Source organism: Aliiroseovarius marinus (assembly GCF_050881025.1).
Taxonomy (GTDB): domain Bacteria; phylum Pseudomonadota; class Alphaproteobacteria; order Rhodobacterales; family Rhodobacteraceae; genus Aliiroseovarius; species Aliiroseovarius marinus_A.
Map to the genome: position 1 here is coordinate 583,484 of NZ_JBNNXQ010000003.1, position 12,515 is coordinate 595,998.

Genomic DNA, 12,515 nt, shown 5'->3' on the forward strand with positions numbered 1-12,515 from the left:
GAGACGAAACGCGCGGAACCTATCAGTGTTGTGGGCGTTTCGAAATCAACTTGTGCCTCAAGTTAGAGCGTTTCGGGATAAACTTGATGCACATGTTTATCCCGAAACGCTTTAATCTCGAAACGCTTTATTGCCCCAGGCGCCCCGCGAAAAAGACCCCCGCGGATCCATCCATCCACGGGGGTCGTCATGCCTGTCTGAGGAGGAAACACAACACCCCACCGACCCAATCCAGAGCCGGCGGTTGCGGGTCTCAGACGTCGCGCGGCATGAGACGGTCAGGCTCGTTCGCCTCCAGATAGGCTTCCTGTTCGGGGGTCAGGTCGACCTCTTCAAACCCTGAAATCATTGGCTTCACATGGCTACGGAACCCATGCCCGATGGTCAGCATATATATATGCGCCACCACAAACGCTGCGATCATATAGGCCGCCAGCAGGTGCAGGTTCGCCACCACGTAAAGCGCAAAGGTGGACCCTTCGGGCGCTGCCCAGAGGTTATAGGTCAGATAGATCAGCCCGGTGCCCCAGATCAGCGGGAACACCAAGACCTTCAACCCGAAGTAAGCGAGGATTTGCAAAGGGTTATGCTTGCGCCAGTAGAGCTTTTTGTGCGGGTGGCTTTCGCCTTTGAAGACACCGAAGGCATAAAAGCGCGCGACCTGCATCAGCCCATCCAGCTGCGGCACGAACTGCTTCCACGTGCCGGTGGTGAACAGCCAGAAAGTGGCAAAAATCCACACGGCCAGCAGCACCAACGCGGCAATGGTGTGCAGCATCACGGCTGGCCCGAAGGGCAACACCCCATGCAACCCATTCAGCCCGAACCCGGTGAACATCAGCACCATGATCAGCACCATCTGCGTCCAGTGCCACAGACGCTCAAAGCGGGGGTAAACCTTGACGATACGCTTAGACATGGTCTGCTCCTTTCTTGCCGAACATCCGCAGGATCGCATGACCCGCGACACCCAAAACCGTCAGCGCAAGAAGCGCCATGCCCAGAAGGCCGATGGGGGATCGGGGGTCGGTGCCGGGCATATAGACGCCCTCGATCCCATCAAGCCGCCCGTCTTGCGCATGGCACGCGGCGCAGTCCAGCGCATCGCTTGCAGGCGCGACCATATGGGTAATGGGCCAATACATATGGGTGTCCACGAAGTCGAAATTGCCTGAATAGTCCTGGCCCGCCGCCTTCATGCCGGCCTCGATCGCTTTGCTCCAATCGAAGTTGGTCCAGAAGGCGGTGTCGGTGGTCGGTCCCCAGACATGGGAATAGGCCAGCTTCAGGCTGTCCGTGTCATAGGCCTGCCGCCCCTCCATGCGCTTGAAAGGCCAGATCCGGCTGTCGGCGGCGCCCGGTTTGCCGTTCAGACGGTTCACCTCGACCACGCCATTGGGATCGATCACCTCGCCGGTGGCATATTCCACATGACCGTTAAACCACGCGTAATGCGGCACCACGTCCTCGCCATAGTCGAAATGACCCTTGGTCGACAGATAGGTGTGCAGCGCCTTGCCGTCGGACTGGATGAAGTTGTCCTCGTGCATCGGCTTGCCTTCGGGCGACATGCGCCCGGCGGTGGACCAATCCCATTTCGTCTTGGTGGCAACACCGCCACGCGCAAATTCAGGGATATGGCAGCTTTGGCAGGCCAGCTTGTCGGTGTGATCGTTCAGCTTCAGACCCTTGATGTTCGCCGGATGTGGATCGCTGTCATGGCAGCTTTCGCAGGTCGCAGCCGTGCGCACGGCGCCGGGCTTGCCGGTGCCGACCATATCCTTGGCCAGCGTGTCATAGCGCGAGCCCGCCCAGCTGTGCTTGTCTTCCACATGGCAGGTCGAACAGGTGAAGTTCAGCCCGTCGGGCGACATATGCACATCGACCTCTTTGGCCGGCGCGTAAAGCGCTGAGCTGAGATCGCCATGTTTCACATTGTCTCCGCCGCCGCCATAAAAGTGGCAGTTTCCGCAATTGTCGCGCCCTGGCATGCCCACCGATTGCGCGGCCTTGGTCAGGTCCACAGCCCAAGCCAGCGTGCCGGTGATGGTCTTGGTCCCGGGTTTCACCGGATCGAGCGGCGGGTGCCCCGCGCCGGTCGCGGTTTTGGTGTATTGGCCAGACCGATCATGACAGACAAGGCAATCGGGTTCGACCTTTGCCTCTTGCGGCGTCTTGGACATGTCGTCCCAGCCATATCCCGCATGGCACGAGGTGCAACGCGCTTCATTTCCGGCAACATTGCCGCAGAACGCATTGATCACATTCGATTTTCCAAGGGTTTGCCCGCTGTCGCTCTGATAGTCCCAATTGAAATGGATCGAATGCATCAATTGGTCATCCGCCTGCGTGTGGCAGCTCAGACAGGCCGCCGTCACCTCTGGTCCCGAGGCGAATTCCTTTTGCAGGACCTCCAGTTTCGAGTGATCCACCGTCGACGTTGTGGGAAGCGCCGGTGGCGCGGGCGGTGGTGTCGGGGTCGATGTTGCCTGCTCTGCCCAGGCGCCAACACCCGATGCAACACAGAAAACAAGGGCCAGTGCCCCTGCCAATTTGGTCTTCATGGCTATGCCTCTCCTCACCTCCGGTTCGCGCGGCGGAGGAATACATTCGCTATTTTTAATATGTATATATGTGTGTGTGAAAATAAAACGGACCAAAGTGACGCAGGTGCGCGCAACTGTTGACCCGCCCCCTCCCCTTTGGCATCAGTTTTGAAACCATGACGAGGTGAGCATGAAACCCTTCCTGATCCTGCAATTGCGCCCGGAAACCGACGCCTCAGACGACGAGTTTCAGGCATTTCTGTCCAAAGGTGGATTGCGCGAAGACGAGGTGCATCGCATTCGCCTGGATCAAGAGGACATTCCTGCCGATCTGGATCTGGGCGCCTATTGTGGGGTGATTGTCGGGGGCGGGCCGGGATGTGTGTCAGATGCGCCAGACAAGAAGACCCCGATCGAGGCCAAGATCGAAGCGGACTGCCTGTCGATCATGCCCGACATCACGTCGCGCGATATTCCGTTTCTGGGCTGCTGTTACGGGATCGGCATTCTGGGCCACCACCTGGAACCCGGTGCCGTGTCTAAGGCGCGCTACGGCGAGGCGGTCAGCGCGAGCCCCTGCGAGATCACCGAAGCGGGAAAATCTGATCCACTACTGCAGAATATACCGGCGAATTTTCAAGCCTTTGTCGGCCATAAAGAGGCCATGCAACACCTGCCTGATGGCTGCGTGCAGCTGGTCAGCTCGGCCCCCTGCCCGTTCCAGATGATCCGCTATGGCAAGAATGTCTATGCCACGCAGTTTCACCCAGAAGCCGACGCAAACGGGTTTGAAACACGTATCGGCATCTACAAACATCACGGCTATTTCCCACCCGAAGAAGCACAGGCGCTTGTGGATATGGTGCATGCGGCGGATGTACACGCGCCCGCGCAGATCCTGCGCAACTTCGTGGATCGGTATCGAAACGGATGAGCCACATCAGGGCGAACAACTTGCAGTCGACCTCTCCATGCTAATCCGATAGCGTCCCCAAAAGAAATACTGCGCTTCAACATCACGGTTCCGGGATGCCTTCATGAAAAATAGTCTGATCATTTTTGACAATCTTTATCCCGTTATTTTTGAAGGCAAATCTGCCGGTCGTAGAAATGTTGAGAACCAGTTTCTTCTGTCCTCCATTCCGGGGTCAAAAGTCTTGGTTCCCCCAACCGGAGCACCTTTTATGGGAAACCGGACCAAACAGGAATTCGAAGCCGCCAAGCGAATTTATCTGGATCAGGAAAAAAGCGTTGGCGAAGAACAGATCGAGTATTTTGATCCCTACAAAAGAATTGAGGGGAAACTGGCATATGTGGTGTTTCAGGAGCCTACCGCCAGAATACTCCCCTTTCTGGAATTGAGCAGCCTGCCTTTTGTGTTCTCAATCTATCCCGGCGGCGGATTTGCAATGGGAGAGGGCCCAGCAAAAAAAGCCGAAATCATCTCCGACCATCAGCTGAAAAAAATCGCCCGGTCCAAGATGTTCCGAAAAGCCATCGTTTATCACCGGATTATCTTCAACCATCTGGTCGAAAACAAAATTATCCCGGAAAAGAAGCTTCTGTTTATCAATGGAGGGCACGTCCAACTTGCCCGACACGAAGTACTTCCGAAAACCTATTTCGGAAAAGACCGAGATGACTTCAACATCTGCTTCGTTGCCCACCGGTATTCCAGAACTGGTGAGTGCAAGGGCTATGATATTCTTGTCAAGACTGCGCGAATCCTCCTTCAGCAAAGCAAGAAATTCAAATTTCATATCGTCGGAGACTGGGACGCGTCGGTTCAAGACCTTAGCGGCATCGAAGATAACTTCGTTTTCTATGGCAAACAGCACAAAGAGTTTTTCCCAGAGTTTTACGCTCGAATGGACGTGATCCTGTCACCAACACGCAAGAACTACCCCAATATGGGTAAATTCGATGGATTCCCTCTGGTGATCGACGCGGGATATTGCGGTGTTGCGATGTTTGTCACCGATCCGATGAACCAGAATGAGGAATATATCTCGGGCAAAAACATCGAGATTATTACACGCGACAAAGACGATATTGCGCATCGGATTCTGAAATACCTGAAGAAGCCAAAGGCATTGATGAAACTATCCAAGAAGGGTCAGGACATTGTGATACGCACGCGTGATCGCGATCAGCATATGTCACAGAAAATTGAGTATCTAAGGCAGGAGATGGCTTCGCTGGACGGCCAATAACCGCTTTCGCGACCACACTCACACGATAGCTCGCCCTGCGCTTTGACATGAAATGGCGCACCCGAGAGGATTCGAACCTCTGGCCTCTGCCTTCGGAGGGCAGCGCTCTATCCAGCTGAGCTACGGGTGCCTGTCGCCGGGATATAGGCCATCCCCCCTTCCCCCGCAACACGAAATACGGCCAAGCTGTTCGGCGCAAAGCAAAAAGGGCCACCCGAAGGCAGCCCTTTCCAAATCCATCGTCGCGAAGATTAACGCTTCGAGAACTGGAAGCTCTTACGGGCTTTCGCCTTACCGTATTTCTTACGCTCAACAACACGCGAGTCACGGGTCAGGAAGCCAGCGGCTTTCAGGGCACCACGCAACGAGGGTTCATAAAGCTGCAGAGCTTTCGAAATGCCGTGCTTGACCGCACCGGCCTGCCCGGACAGACCGCCGCCTTTGACGGTGGCGAAAACGTCGAACTCACCTTCCACACCGGCAACCTGTTCGGGCTGACGCACGATCAGCTGCAGAACGGGACGGGCGAAATATTCATTCATTTCCTTGCCGTTCACGGTGACCTTGCCGGAACCCGGCTTGATCCAAACGCGGGCAACAGCGTCTTTACGCTTGCCGGTGGCATAGGAACGACCCAGCTCGTCACGGACGGGCTCACGGGGGGCGGCAACTTCGACCACAGCTTCGGTGCCTTCGGCAACGGCGTTCAGGTCTTCGAGTGTTTTGATCTCTTCAGTCATGATCAGCCCTCACGTGTGTTTTTGGGGTTCATCGACTTGACGTCCAGCACTTCGGGGCTTTGCGCCTCGTGGGGGTGCTCGGTGCCGGCGTAGATGCGCAGGTTGGTCATCTGCTTGCGGCTCAGCGGACCGCCGGGCAGCATACGCTGAACGGCTTTGGTCAGCAGACGCTCGGGGTGTGCACCCTCGAGGATCTGGCCAGCTGTGCGCGACTTGATGCCGCCCGGGTAACCGGTGTGCCAGTAGTGCACTTTGTCGGTGCGCTTCTTGCCGGTCATTTGAACTTTGTCCGCGTTGATCACGATGACATTGTCACCCATGTCCATATGCGGTGTGAACGAGGCTTTGTGTTTGCCACGAAGACGCGTTGCGATGATCGACGCCAGACGGCCCAGCACGACGCCTTCAGCGTCGATGATGATCCACTTTTTGTCGATATCTGCAGGCGTTGCAGAGAAGGTTTTCATTGATTCAGCCCTGATTGGGTTTCGGATGGGGTGGTTTTAGAGGTTTTGCCCGTCCGGTCAAGCGCTGTTTTTAAGCATTTATCATGCCAAAACAATGGCTTGCAAATATGGTATTATTTTACCCCACATCAAATCAGCCCATTCAGGCACTCAATGTCTCATTCGGATTGTCCAGAAGGCTGGCCAGCTCTGCCAAAACCAGCCTGAACCGCTCCAGCGGCATTTGTCCATTGACCGAAATGCGCACCGCTTGCGGTGATGGGCCATCGCGCAGCGCAAAGTCATCTCCGGGACGCACGCGAATGCCCTTGGTCTCTGCCATTTGACAGAAGCTCGACACCCGCCACCCGCGCGGAAGTTTCAGCCAGAAAAACGGCACGTCATGGCTCCACCCCAGCTCAAACCGCCCCAGCATGTTCACCGCCAGTTCAATATGCGCGCGATTGCTGCGCCGCATATCTTCCATCGCCTTGGGCAGCCGCGGATCGGTCAAAACCTGATAGAGGATTTCAGCCATCGGTGAAGACACCCCGAAATAGTTCACATCCACCACGCGCCGCAGCTTGCCGGACCAGGCAGAGGGCGTGACGACGAAGCCCGCGCGCAACGCCGGCGAGATCGTCTTTGAAAAGGATGAGATGAACCAGGATTGCTCGGGCAGCAACGCCCGATAGCTGGGCGCATGCGCAGGCCCCAAGCGATAGCAATCATCCTGTACGATGTGAAACCCATGCTTGCGCGCAACCTGCACAACCTCCGCCCGGCGGGCCTCGGTCGTGATCCGGCAGGTTGGGTTATGGGCTTCGGGCATGGTGAAAAACAGGTTTGCACCGGTTGACCGCGCCACCCGGTCCAGCGCGTCAGGCAGAACCCCGTCCTCATCCATCGGGACAGACACCACATTGCCCCCCAAAAGTTCGACCGCGCGCCTGAGGCCGGGATAGGAACGTTCTTCGACCATGACGTTGCGCGACCCTTCGGCCAACAGGACCTGCATCGACAGCATGATCGCGTTTTGACCACCGTTTGTGACGACAATATCGTCGGCATTGAACCCGGTGCGTTCGTCGTCGGGGATATGCGCCAGCAGCGCATCGCGCAGATAGGACTGGGCCTTGTGGAACGGGTAACGCAAGAGCAGCGCCTCGGGCAATTCGGCACTGGCCCGGATGGCGTCTCGAATAATATCAACCTGCCCCACATCCGGCAGGCGCGGTGCAAAGAGGAAATCGGTCTCTGGCTCGTTGTGCAGCGCATGGGCATGGCGCGACAGGTAAGAACGATCCGCTTGATTGGGGGACGGCAGGGTCGGCGCGCTTGGCGGCGTGGCAGGTTGCGCGCGTATGAACGTGCCGCGCCCAACCTCGGCCCGCACCCAGCCGTTTTCACCCAGAATGCTATAGGCACGGGCCACGGTGCCGGGCGTGACATTTAAGCGCCAGGCCAGGTCCCGCACCGGCGGCAGCTTTTCCCCATCAGGCAAATCACCCGCGCCGATCGCCTTGATGATCCCATCTACCAGCCGCCGATATTTGGGACCCTCGCCGTTCATCAGGTCAGGTGAAAATATTGTACCCATTACAATGTTCCAATTGTTTCGAAGCGAGTCGCTTTGTATCAATTCAATATAGCGACACATCGCTATTGTATCAATACAATTCTTGGAGTTCACGATGGAACACGGAAACACGTACCGGCATGACCGGCTCGCCTTTCTTGACACGCAACGCCCGCTGCCCGCCTTGGCAGAAGTCGCGCTGACTGTCGCCGTGACCGTCACCAAATGGCGCGTGTCCCGCATCTCGCGACGTGCGCTGAAAGAGCTTCCTGATCACCTGTACCAAGATATCGGCATCACCAAATCCGAAGCCGAACGGGAAGCAGGCAAACCCTTCTGGCGCGACTGACGCCACCCAAGACCCCTTCCTGGGCCGGGGCATGTCCCCGGCCATTTTTTTGAAATTCACGTCTTACAATCAGGCCTTACTCCGGCACGCAAATCTCGCCACGCGCGATGGCCCGGCCCGTGCGCCCCACAAGGCCCACCACCACGATCACCAGGATAAGCAGCAGGAAAAGCCCGATATTTTGGTGAAACCGCGATCCGTCCAGCTGTGCAAAACGGAAAGATGCGATCGACAGGGCCGCAATGGGAAAGCTCAAGGCCCACCAGCTGAGCGCGAAGGGAAGTTTTGCCAGCCGCGGCACCTGCGCCAGCACAAGAGCTGCAAAAATGTAGCCCGCATTCAGAAGGATGCGCGCGAACCCATCCACCTCTCCGGTCATCGAGACATAGGCCAGAAACGCCACGGCGGGTGGCGCGATCAGGATCACCATGGTGGGAAACAGCCGCGCCACAATGGGATCGTGAAAGATCAGCCGGTTCATAACCAGCGTCAAGAGCACGATCCAAAAGAGCATCCCGCCCGAGAAGAACAGCCATGACGTTTCAATGTACCCCATACGCGCCCCAAGAACGGGTACAATCACATTCCCAACGGCGGGAATGAACCAAGCGGGCGTCAAATGCCCAACTTGAAACGAGCGGTGGCTGATCCAGCCCGACAGCACGGCGATTGTCAGCACCCCCTGCCCGACCACGCCGATCAGCCAGATATATTCCGCCAAAACAGGTTGATACGGATGGGTGGCCGTGGCCAGCAGCAAAAGCGAGATCGTGATCGTCGGGAAAAATGCGAGCTTCACCGGATGGTGCCATTCCTCGATCACCATACCGCCATGACGCAAAGATTTGGCGATGTAAAACATGGCAATCACCACCATGGCCGCAGCGCCGATCAGCAACATCAGGGACGAGGCATGCTCAAGCACGGGCATCGCCGGCGCACCAGCATGCAGGGCCAGTGTCAGCCCCATCAACCCCATGACGATGGCAAAGAAGGTCACCGGGAAATGCGCCAAACGGCTGAACTCGGGGGCGGCTTGCGGATTGGTTTGGGGTTCGGTGCTCATCTCAACCTCGGAAACATATTACGCTTCCTTTATGGGTGCGCCTTTCGCCTGACAGGGTCAAGCCCGATCTGCCCCCACCTATTGAGCGTTCAGGAGCGCTCGGGCGGGATGGAATAGGTCAGGCTGGCGCGGGCCACGGGACGGTCATCGCCTTCGGAATAGATCAACACATCGCCGACCGCCAACACCCGGCCCAGCTTGTGCAAGCTGGCATGGGCCAAAAGATCCGCATCGGCGGCGGGTTTGCGCATGAAGTCAATCGAACAATTGGTCGTGACCGCCAGCGCTTTCGGCCCGATCATCGCAAGGATTGCCAGATAGATCGACACATCCGCCAGTGCAAACATCGTGGGGCCAGATACCGTGCCACCGGGGCGCAGATGCTTTTTGCCAATCGGTTTGCGGATGATGGCGCGCATGGGCGAAACCTCGGCCACCTGAAAATCTTCAGCCACCTGTGGAAACTCGGCCTCCATAAAGCGCTGCAAGTCACGTTGCGTCATTTTCAACTGCATGGTTTCCCCTATGTCAATTTACACCCTATCGTGGGCCGGACATGATGGGAGAACAAGATGGCAGAACCACTTCTGATCCGCGAGGACGCAGCGTCAGTTGCGCGTTTGACGCTGAACAACCCCGGCGCGCTGAATGCGTTGTCCGATGCGATGCTGGCCGCGTTGAAAGCCGAGCTTGAGGCGCTGGCGGAGGACAGCTCGATCCGGGCGGTGGTCATCGTGGGGGCGGGCAAAGTGTTTTGCGCGGGCCATGACCTGAAGGAAATGACCGCCGGGCGCGCGGCTGAAGATGGCGGGCAGGCCTATTTCGCCGACCTGTTTTCACGCTGCGCCGAGGTGATGACGTTGATCCCCCGCCTTCCCCAGCCGGTGATTGCCGAGGTGCATGGGATCGCGACCGCCGCGGGCTGTCAATTGGTCGCCACCTGTGACATGGCGGTTGCGGCGGAAGGCACGCGGTTTGGTGTGAACGGGGTGAATATCGGCCTGTTTTGCTCAACGCCCATGGTGGCGCTGACCCGCAATGTGCCGCGCAAAGTCGCCTTCGAGATGCTGACAACGGGCGAGTTCATCGACGCCTCGCGCGCACGCGAGGTCGGGTTGGTAAACCGCGTTGTGCCCCATGACCAGCTGCGAGCCTCCACGGATGAGCTGGCGCGCACGGTGGCCTCGAAACTGGGGGCTGCCGTGAAAATCGGCAAGTCAGCTTTCTACGATCAGTTGCTGATGGACCTGGAGCAAGCCTATGATTTCGCAGGCGGTGTGATGGCACAAAACATGATGCTGGAAGACACCGCCGAAGGCATTCAGGCCTTCGTTGAGAAGCGCAAACCCAATTGGGATCAAAACCGCGAAGATGCCTGATCAAAGGTGCCCACGTCCCTTTCGCTCAACTGAATGACCTTGTCTTGAGTTGGCTCGCAGCAGCGCTGCGGGCCGGCAAACCGACAGCGCGCGGCGTTTAACGTGGCGCAGATGGCGTGAACCTGAGGATTTCAACGCGATCCCCGACAAATTTCGCCGCATGTCCGGCCGGCAACTCGGTCCAGTCGCCTTCCCCATGTTCCAAAGGTTCAGACACCACGGCCCAGCCCCGACGCGTGTGTGACCAGCGATAGTAAACCGAAGGGGCATGCGCGTCCGAGGCATAGCGCGCAGCCCAGAGCGCCGTGCCGTCGGAAAAGGCCGCCGACAAGCGCATATGCGGGGTGCCCCCATGCGCTTTTGACAGATCCTCAAGCACACGCACCGCACCCGACAAGGCCTGCACGGCATCCTGCCCGGCCTCAATGCCTGCCTGCATCAGCAAAAACAGAACCTCGCTGTCCGTTGCCCCGCGCCGTTCGCCATAAAGTGCCTCGGGGATCAGCATGTCCGCCTTCTTGCGAAACTGATCAAACCCGCCAATTTGCCCGTTATGCATAAAGCTCCACCCTTTGTGCACAAAGGGATGGCAATTGTCGCGACTGGTGGCCGAACCGGTCGAGGCGCGCACATGGGCCAGAAACAACCCGCTTTTCACCTGCCGGGCAATGGCGCGCAGGTTGGGGTCAGACCAGGCAGGCAGCACATCGCGATACAGCCCCGGTTCAGCCCGGTGGTCATACCATGCCAAGCCAAACCCATCCGCATTGATCGCGGTTTTGGCTTCTTCAGCTTCCTGACTTTGATGCACCAGCGAATGGCCGGGTACGATGACGACCTCTTCAATAAAGATCTCTTTGCCCAGATAGGCAGCCCAACGGCACATATTGCCTCCATTCACGGTCCTGTTTCAGGTCTGGATGGCGTCGCCCAAGCCTGACATGACAAGGTTAATAATTGCCCCCACCTGATAAGGTGACACGCGGGCTTTCCATATCGGCCGTGATTTTGAAAGTCACTGCCCGCGATTGTGGGTCTTTGCATAAAGCCGCGCGGTGATCCGGCTTGCTGTCTTCTCGAAGGCTGCCGGGATCAGCGCATGCACCAAGGCCGCCCCCGCCGCAACAAACAGCCAAAACGAAAACCCGGCGGCGAAGCGCGCGTGCTGCAGGTAGGTTTCATCAACCGAATGCGGGTGATCCAGAAAGGTTTGTTTGAACATGGCGAGGCTCCTTCAATCTGATCTCCAAGAAATCAGAGCGGATGTGTGAAGTCCTCCCAAATACATGCTTCACATGTTGATTTTCGTAACTATTTCCCACAATGCTTTCTATATGATGGAAATTGACACATTAGATCGAAAAATCCTGAGAGAGCTGCAAAGCGATGCAGATCAAAGCCTCGAAGAGATCGGCGCCCGCGTCGGCTTGTCGCGCAATGCCTGTTGGCGCCGGATACGTCAGCTGCAAGAAGCCGGGATCATCCGCAAACGTGTCGCCCTTCTGGACCCAGACAAGCTTGGGCTGGGCCTGACCGTCTTCATCCAGCTGCGCGCCGCCCATCACAGGCCGGACTGGTTGGAGTTTTTTGCGCGCACGATGAAAGACATGCCTGAAATTGTCGGCGCGTATCGCATGACCGGCGATCTGGACTATCTGGTGCAGGCGCGCGTGGCCGACATGGCCGACTACGACCGGCTCTACCGTCAGATCATCGCACGCATCGAACTCAGTGACGTCTCTGCCAGCTTCGTCATGGAAGAGATCAAGGAAACGACTGAATTGTCGCTTTAAGGCCAGACCCGTACACACAGACCTGCCACCCTCCGGCCAAAACCAAAGAGTGCCCATGCCGTACCTGATCCTCTTTTTTGCCGTCGTCGCCGAGACCATCGGCACAACCGCCCTTCAGGCCAGCCAGCAATTTAGCCGGCTTTGGCCCTCGCTGACGGTTGTAATTGCCTATGGGGTCAGCTTCTTCCTGCTGGGCTGGGCGTTGAAATACATGGCCGTGGGCGTGGCCTATGCGATCTGGTCGGGGCTGGGCATCGTGTTGATTGCCGCCATCGGATACGCTCTTTTCGGGCAGAAACTGGACCTGCCCGCGATGCTTGGCCTTGCGATGATCTTGGGAGGCATCCTGATCATCCACCTGTTCTCCTCCTCTGCCCAACACTAAAGCGCAGGTCGGCAAAACG

The 12,515-nt window shown here is 57.5% G+C and carries 15 protein-coding genes and 1 tRNA gene; 6 read left to right on the top strand and 10 right to left on the bottom strand.

Annotation, left to right across the window (positions count from 1 at the left end; all coding sequences use genetic code 11):
• Window positions 1-253: 253 nt before the first annotated feature.
• Together ACRY08_RS12075 and ACRY08_RS12080 are read right to left on the bottom strand one after the other, a co-directional pair.
• On the bottom strand, window positions 254-919 hold the full coding sequence (locus tag ACRY08_RS12075; RefSeq protein WP_432450175.1) for a cytochrome b/b6 domain-containing protein: 666 nt from the start codon (window positions 917-919) through the stop codon (window positions 254-256).
• Window positions 912-2,564 (bottom strand): tetrathionate reductase family octaheme c-type cytochrome, encoded by a 1,653-nt coding sequence (locus tag ACRY08_RS12080; RefSeq protein WP_432450176.1) that lies wholly within the window; start codon window positions 2,562-2,564, stop codon window positions 912-914. The genes ACRY08_RS12075 and ACRY08_RS12080 overlap by 8 nt, the downstream gene beginning before the upstream one ends.
• Before the next feature lie 172 nt (window positions 2,565-2,736).
• Here ACRY08_RS12080 and ACRY08_RS12085 point away from each other — a divergent pair, with 172 nt between their 5' ends.
• The gene (locus tag ACRY08_RS12085; RefSeq protein ID WP_432450287.1) at window positions 2,737-3,480 is read left to right on the top strand and encodes a glutamine amidotransferase; all 744 of its coding nucleotides are present in this window, start codon (window positions 2,737-2,739) and stop codon (window positions 3,478-3,480) included.
• Window positions 3,481-3,583: 103 nt separating this feature from the next.
• Window positions 3,584-4,759, top strand: coding sequence for a glycosyltransferase (locus ACRY08_RS12090; protein WP_432450177.1), 1,176 nt, complete (start codon window positions 3,584-3,586; stop codon window positions 4,757-4,759).
• A 53-nt stretch (window positions 4,760-4,812) separates the two neighbouring features.
• On the opposite strand, the gene ACRY08_RS12095 is transcribed toward ACRY08_RS12090, so the two are convergent.
• The 4 genes from ACRY08_RS12095 to ACRY08_RS12110 form a co-directional block, all read right to left on the bottom strand.
• Window positions 4,813-4,889: transfer RNA gene (locus ACRY08_RS12095), tRNA-Arg, on the bottom strand.
• A gap of 121 nt (window positions 4,890-5,010) precedes the next feature.
• Window positions 5,011-5,499, bottom strand: a complete 489-nt coding sequence (gene rpsI, locus ACRY08_RS12100) for a 30S ribosomal protein S9 (RefSeq protein WP_432450178.1) — start codon at window positions 5,497-5,499, stop codon at window positions 5,011-5,013.
• A gap of 2 nt (window positions 5,500-5,501) precedes the next feature.
• Window positions 5,502-5,966, bottom strand: coding sequence for a 50S ribosomal protein L13 (gene rplM / locus ACRY08_RS12105; RefSeq protein WP_432450179.1), 465 nt, complete (start codon window positions 5,964-5,966; stop codon window positions 5,502-5,504).
• A 142-nt stretch (window positions 5,967-6,108) separates the two neighbouring features.
• Window positions 6,109-7,545, bottom strand: a complete 1,437-nt coding sequence (locus ACRY08_RS12110; protein WP_432450180.1) for a PLP-dependent aminotransferase family protein — start codon at window positions 7,543-7,545, stop codon at window positions 6,109-6,111.
• Between the two features lie 94 nt (window positions 7,546-7,639).
• Between ACRY08_RS12110 and ACRY08_RS12115 the strand changes: the two genes are divergently transcribed.
• Complete coding sequence (locus ACRY08_RS12115; protein WP_432450181.1) at window positions 7,640-7,873, top strand: DUF1127 domain-containing protein; 234 nt, start codon at window positions 7,640-7,642, stop codon at window positions 7,871-7,873.
• 76 nt (window positions 7,874-7,949) lie between these two features.
• Here the strand turns inward: ACRY08_RS12115 and ACRY08_RS12120 are convergent, their stop codons facing one another.
• Together ACRY08_RS12120 and ACRY08_RS12125 are read right to left on the bottom strand one after the other, a co-directional pair.
• Window positions 7,950-8,939 (bottom strand): SLAC1 anion channel family protein, encoded by a 990-nt coding sequence (locus ACRY08_RS12120; protein ID WP_432450182.1) that lies wholly within the window; start codon window positions 8,937-8,939, stop codon window positions 7,950-7,952.
• Between the two features lie 89 nt (window positions 8,940-9,028).
• Window positions 9,029-9,454, bottom strand: a complete 426-nt coding sequence (locus tag ACRY08_RS12125; RefSeq protein ID WP_432450183.1) for a PaaI family thioesterase — start codon at window positions 9,452-9,454, stop codon at window positions 9,029-9,031.
• 57 nt (window positions 9,455-9,511) lie between these two features.
• On the opposite strand from ACRY08_RS12125, the gene ACRY08_RS12130 reads away from it, so the two are divergent.
• Window positions 9,512-10,318, top strand: coding sequence for an enoyl-CoA hydratase (locus tag ACRY08_RS12130; RefSeq protein ID WP_432450184.1), 807 nt, complete (start codon window positions 9,512-9,514; stop codon window positions 10,316-10,318).
• Between the two features lie 97 nt (window positions 10,319-10,415).
• On the opposite strand, the gene ACRY08_RS12135 is transcribed toward ACRY08_RS12130, so the two are convergent.
• Both ACRY08_RS12135 and ACRY08_RS12140 read right to left on the bottom strand, forming a co-directional pair.
• Complete coding sequence (locus tag ACRY08_RS12135) at window positions 10,416-11,204, bottom strand: class II glutamine amidotransferase (protein WP_432450185.1); 789 nt, start codon at window positions 11,202-11,204, stop codon at window positions 10,416-10,418.
• A 129-nt stretch (window positions 11,205-11,333) separates the two neighbouring features.
• Complete coding sequence (locus ACRY08_RS12140) at window positions 11,334-11,540, bottom strand: DUF6356 family protein (protein WP_432450186.1); 207 nt, start codon at window positions 11,538-11,540, stop codon at window positions 11,334-11,336.
• Window positions 11,541-11,652: 112 nt separating this feature from the next.
• On the opposite strand from ACRY08_RS12140, the gene ACRY08_RS12145 reads away from it, so the two are divergent.
• Together ACRY08_RS12145 and ACRY08_RS12150 are read left to right on the top strand one after the other, a co-directional pair.
• Window positions 11,653-12,111 carry an Lrp/AsnC family transcriptional regulator gene (locus tag ACRY08_RS12145; protein ID WP_432450187.1) on the top strand — a complete coding sequence of 153 codons (459 nt, stop codon included), beginning with the start codon at window positions 11,653-11,655 and terminating at the stop codon, window positions 12,109-12,111.
• 55 nt (window positions 12,112-12,166) lie between these two features.
• Entirely contained in the window at window positions 12,167-12,496 is a 330-nt protein-coding gene (locus ACRY08_RS12150) for a DMT family transporter (RefSeq protein WP_432450188.1), read from the top strand.
• Window positions 12,497-12,515: the final 19 nt, after the last annotated feature.

Coding starts and splice junctions, on each gene's coding strand:
- ACRY08_RS12075 (WP_432450175.1), bottom strand. CDS start 919: ATGTCTAAGCGTATCGTCAAGGTTTACCCCCGCTTTGAGCGTCTGTGG.
- ACRY08_RS12080 (WP_432450176.1), bottom strand. CDS start 2,564: ATGAAGACCAAATTGGCAGGGGCACTGGCCCTTGTTTTCTGTGTTGCA.
- ACRY08_RS12085 (WP_432450287.1), top strand. CDS start 2,737: ATGAAACCCTTCCTGATCCTGCAATTGCGCCCGGAAACCGACGCCTCA.
- ACRY08_RS12090 (WP_432450177.1), top strand. CDS start 3,584: ATGAAAAATAGTCTGATCATTTTTGACAATCTTTATCCCGTTATTTTT.
- rpsI (WP_432450178.1), bottom strand. CDS start 5,499: ATGACTGAAGAGATCAAAACACTCGAAGACCTGAACGCCGTTGCCGAA.
- rplM (WP_432450179.1), bottom strand. CDS start 5,966: ATGAAAACCTTCTCTGCAACGCCTGCAGATATCGACAAAAAGTGGATC.
- ACRY08_RS12110 (WP_432450180.1), bottom strand. CDS start 7,545: ATGGGTACAATATTTTCACCTGACCTGATGAACGGCGAGGGTCCCAAA.
- ACRY08_RS12115 (WP_432450181.1), top strand. CDS start 7,640: ATGGAACACGGAAACACGTACCGGCATGACCGGCTCGCCTTTCTTGAC.
- ACRY08_RS12120 (WP_432450182.1), bottom strand. CDS start 8,939: ATGAGCACCGAACCCCAAACCAATCCGCAAGCCGCCCCCGAGTTCAGC.
- ACRY08_RS12125 (WP_432450183.1), bottom strand. CDS start 9,454: ATGCAGTTGAAAATGACGCAACGTGACTTGCAGCGCTTTATGGAGGCC.
- ACRY08_RS12130 (WP_432450184.1), top strand. CDS start 9,512: ATGGCAGAACCACTTCTGATCCGCGAGGACGCAGCGTCAGTTGCGCGT.
- ACRY08_RS12135 (WP_432450185.1), bottom strand. CDS start 11,204: ATGTGCCGTTGGGCTGCCTATCTGGGCAAAGAGATCTTTATTGAAGAG.
- ACRY08_RS12140 (WP_432450186.1), bottom strand. CDS start 11,540: ATGTTCAAACAAACCTTTCTGGATCACCCGCATTCGGTTGATGAAACC.
- ACRY08_RS12145 (WP_432450187.1), top strand. CDS start 11,653: ATGATGGAAATTGACACATTAGATCGAAAAATCCTGAGAGAGCTGCAA.
- ACRY08_RS12150 (WP_432450188.1), top strand. CDS start 12,167: ATGCCGTACCTGATCCTCTTTTTTGCCGTCGTCGCCGAGACCATCGGC.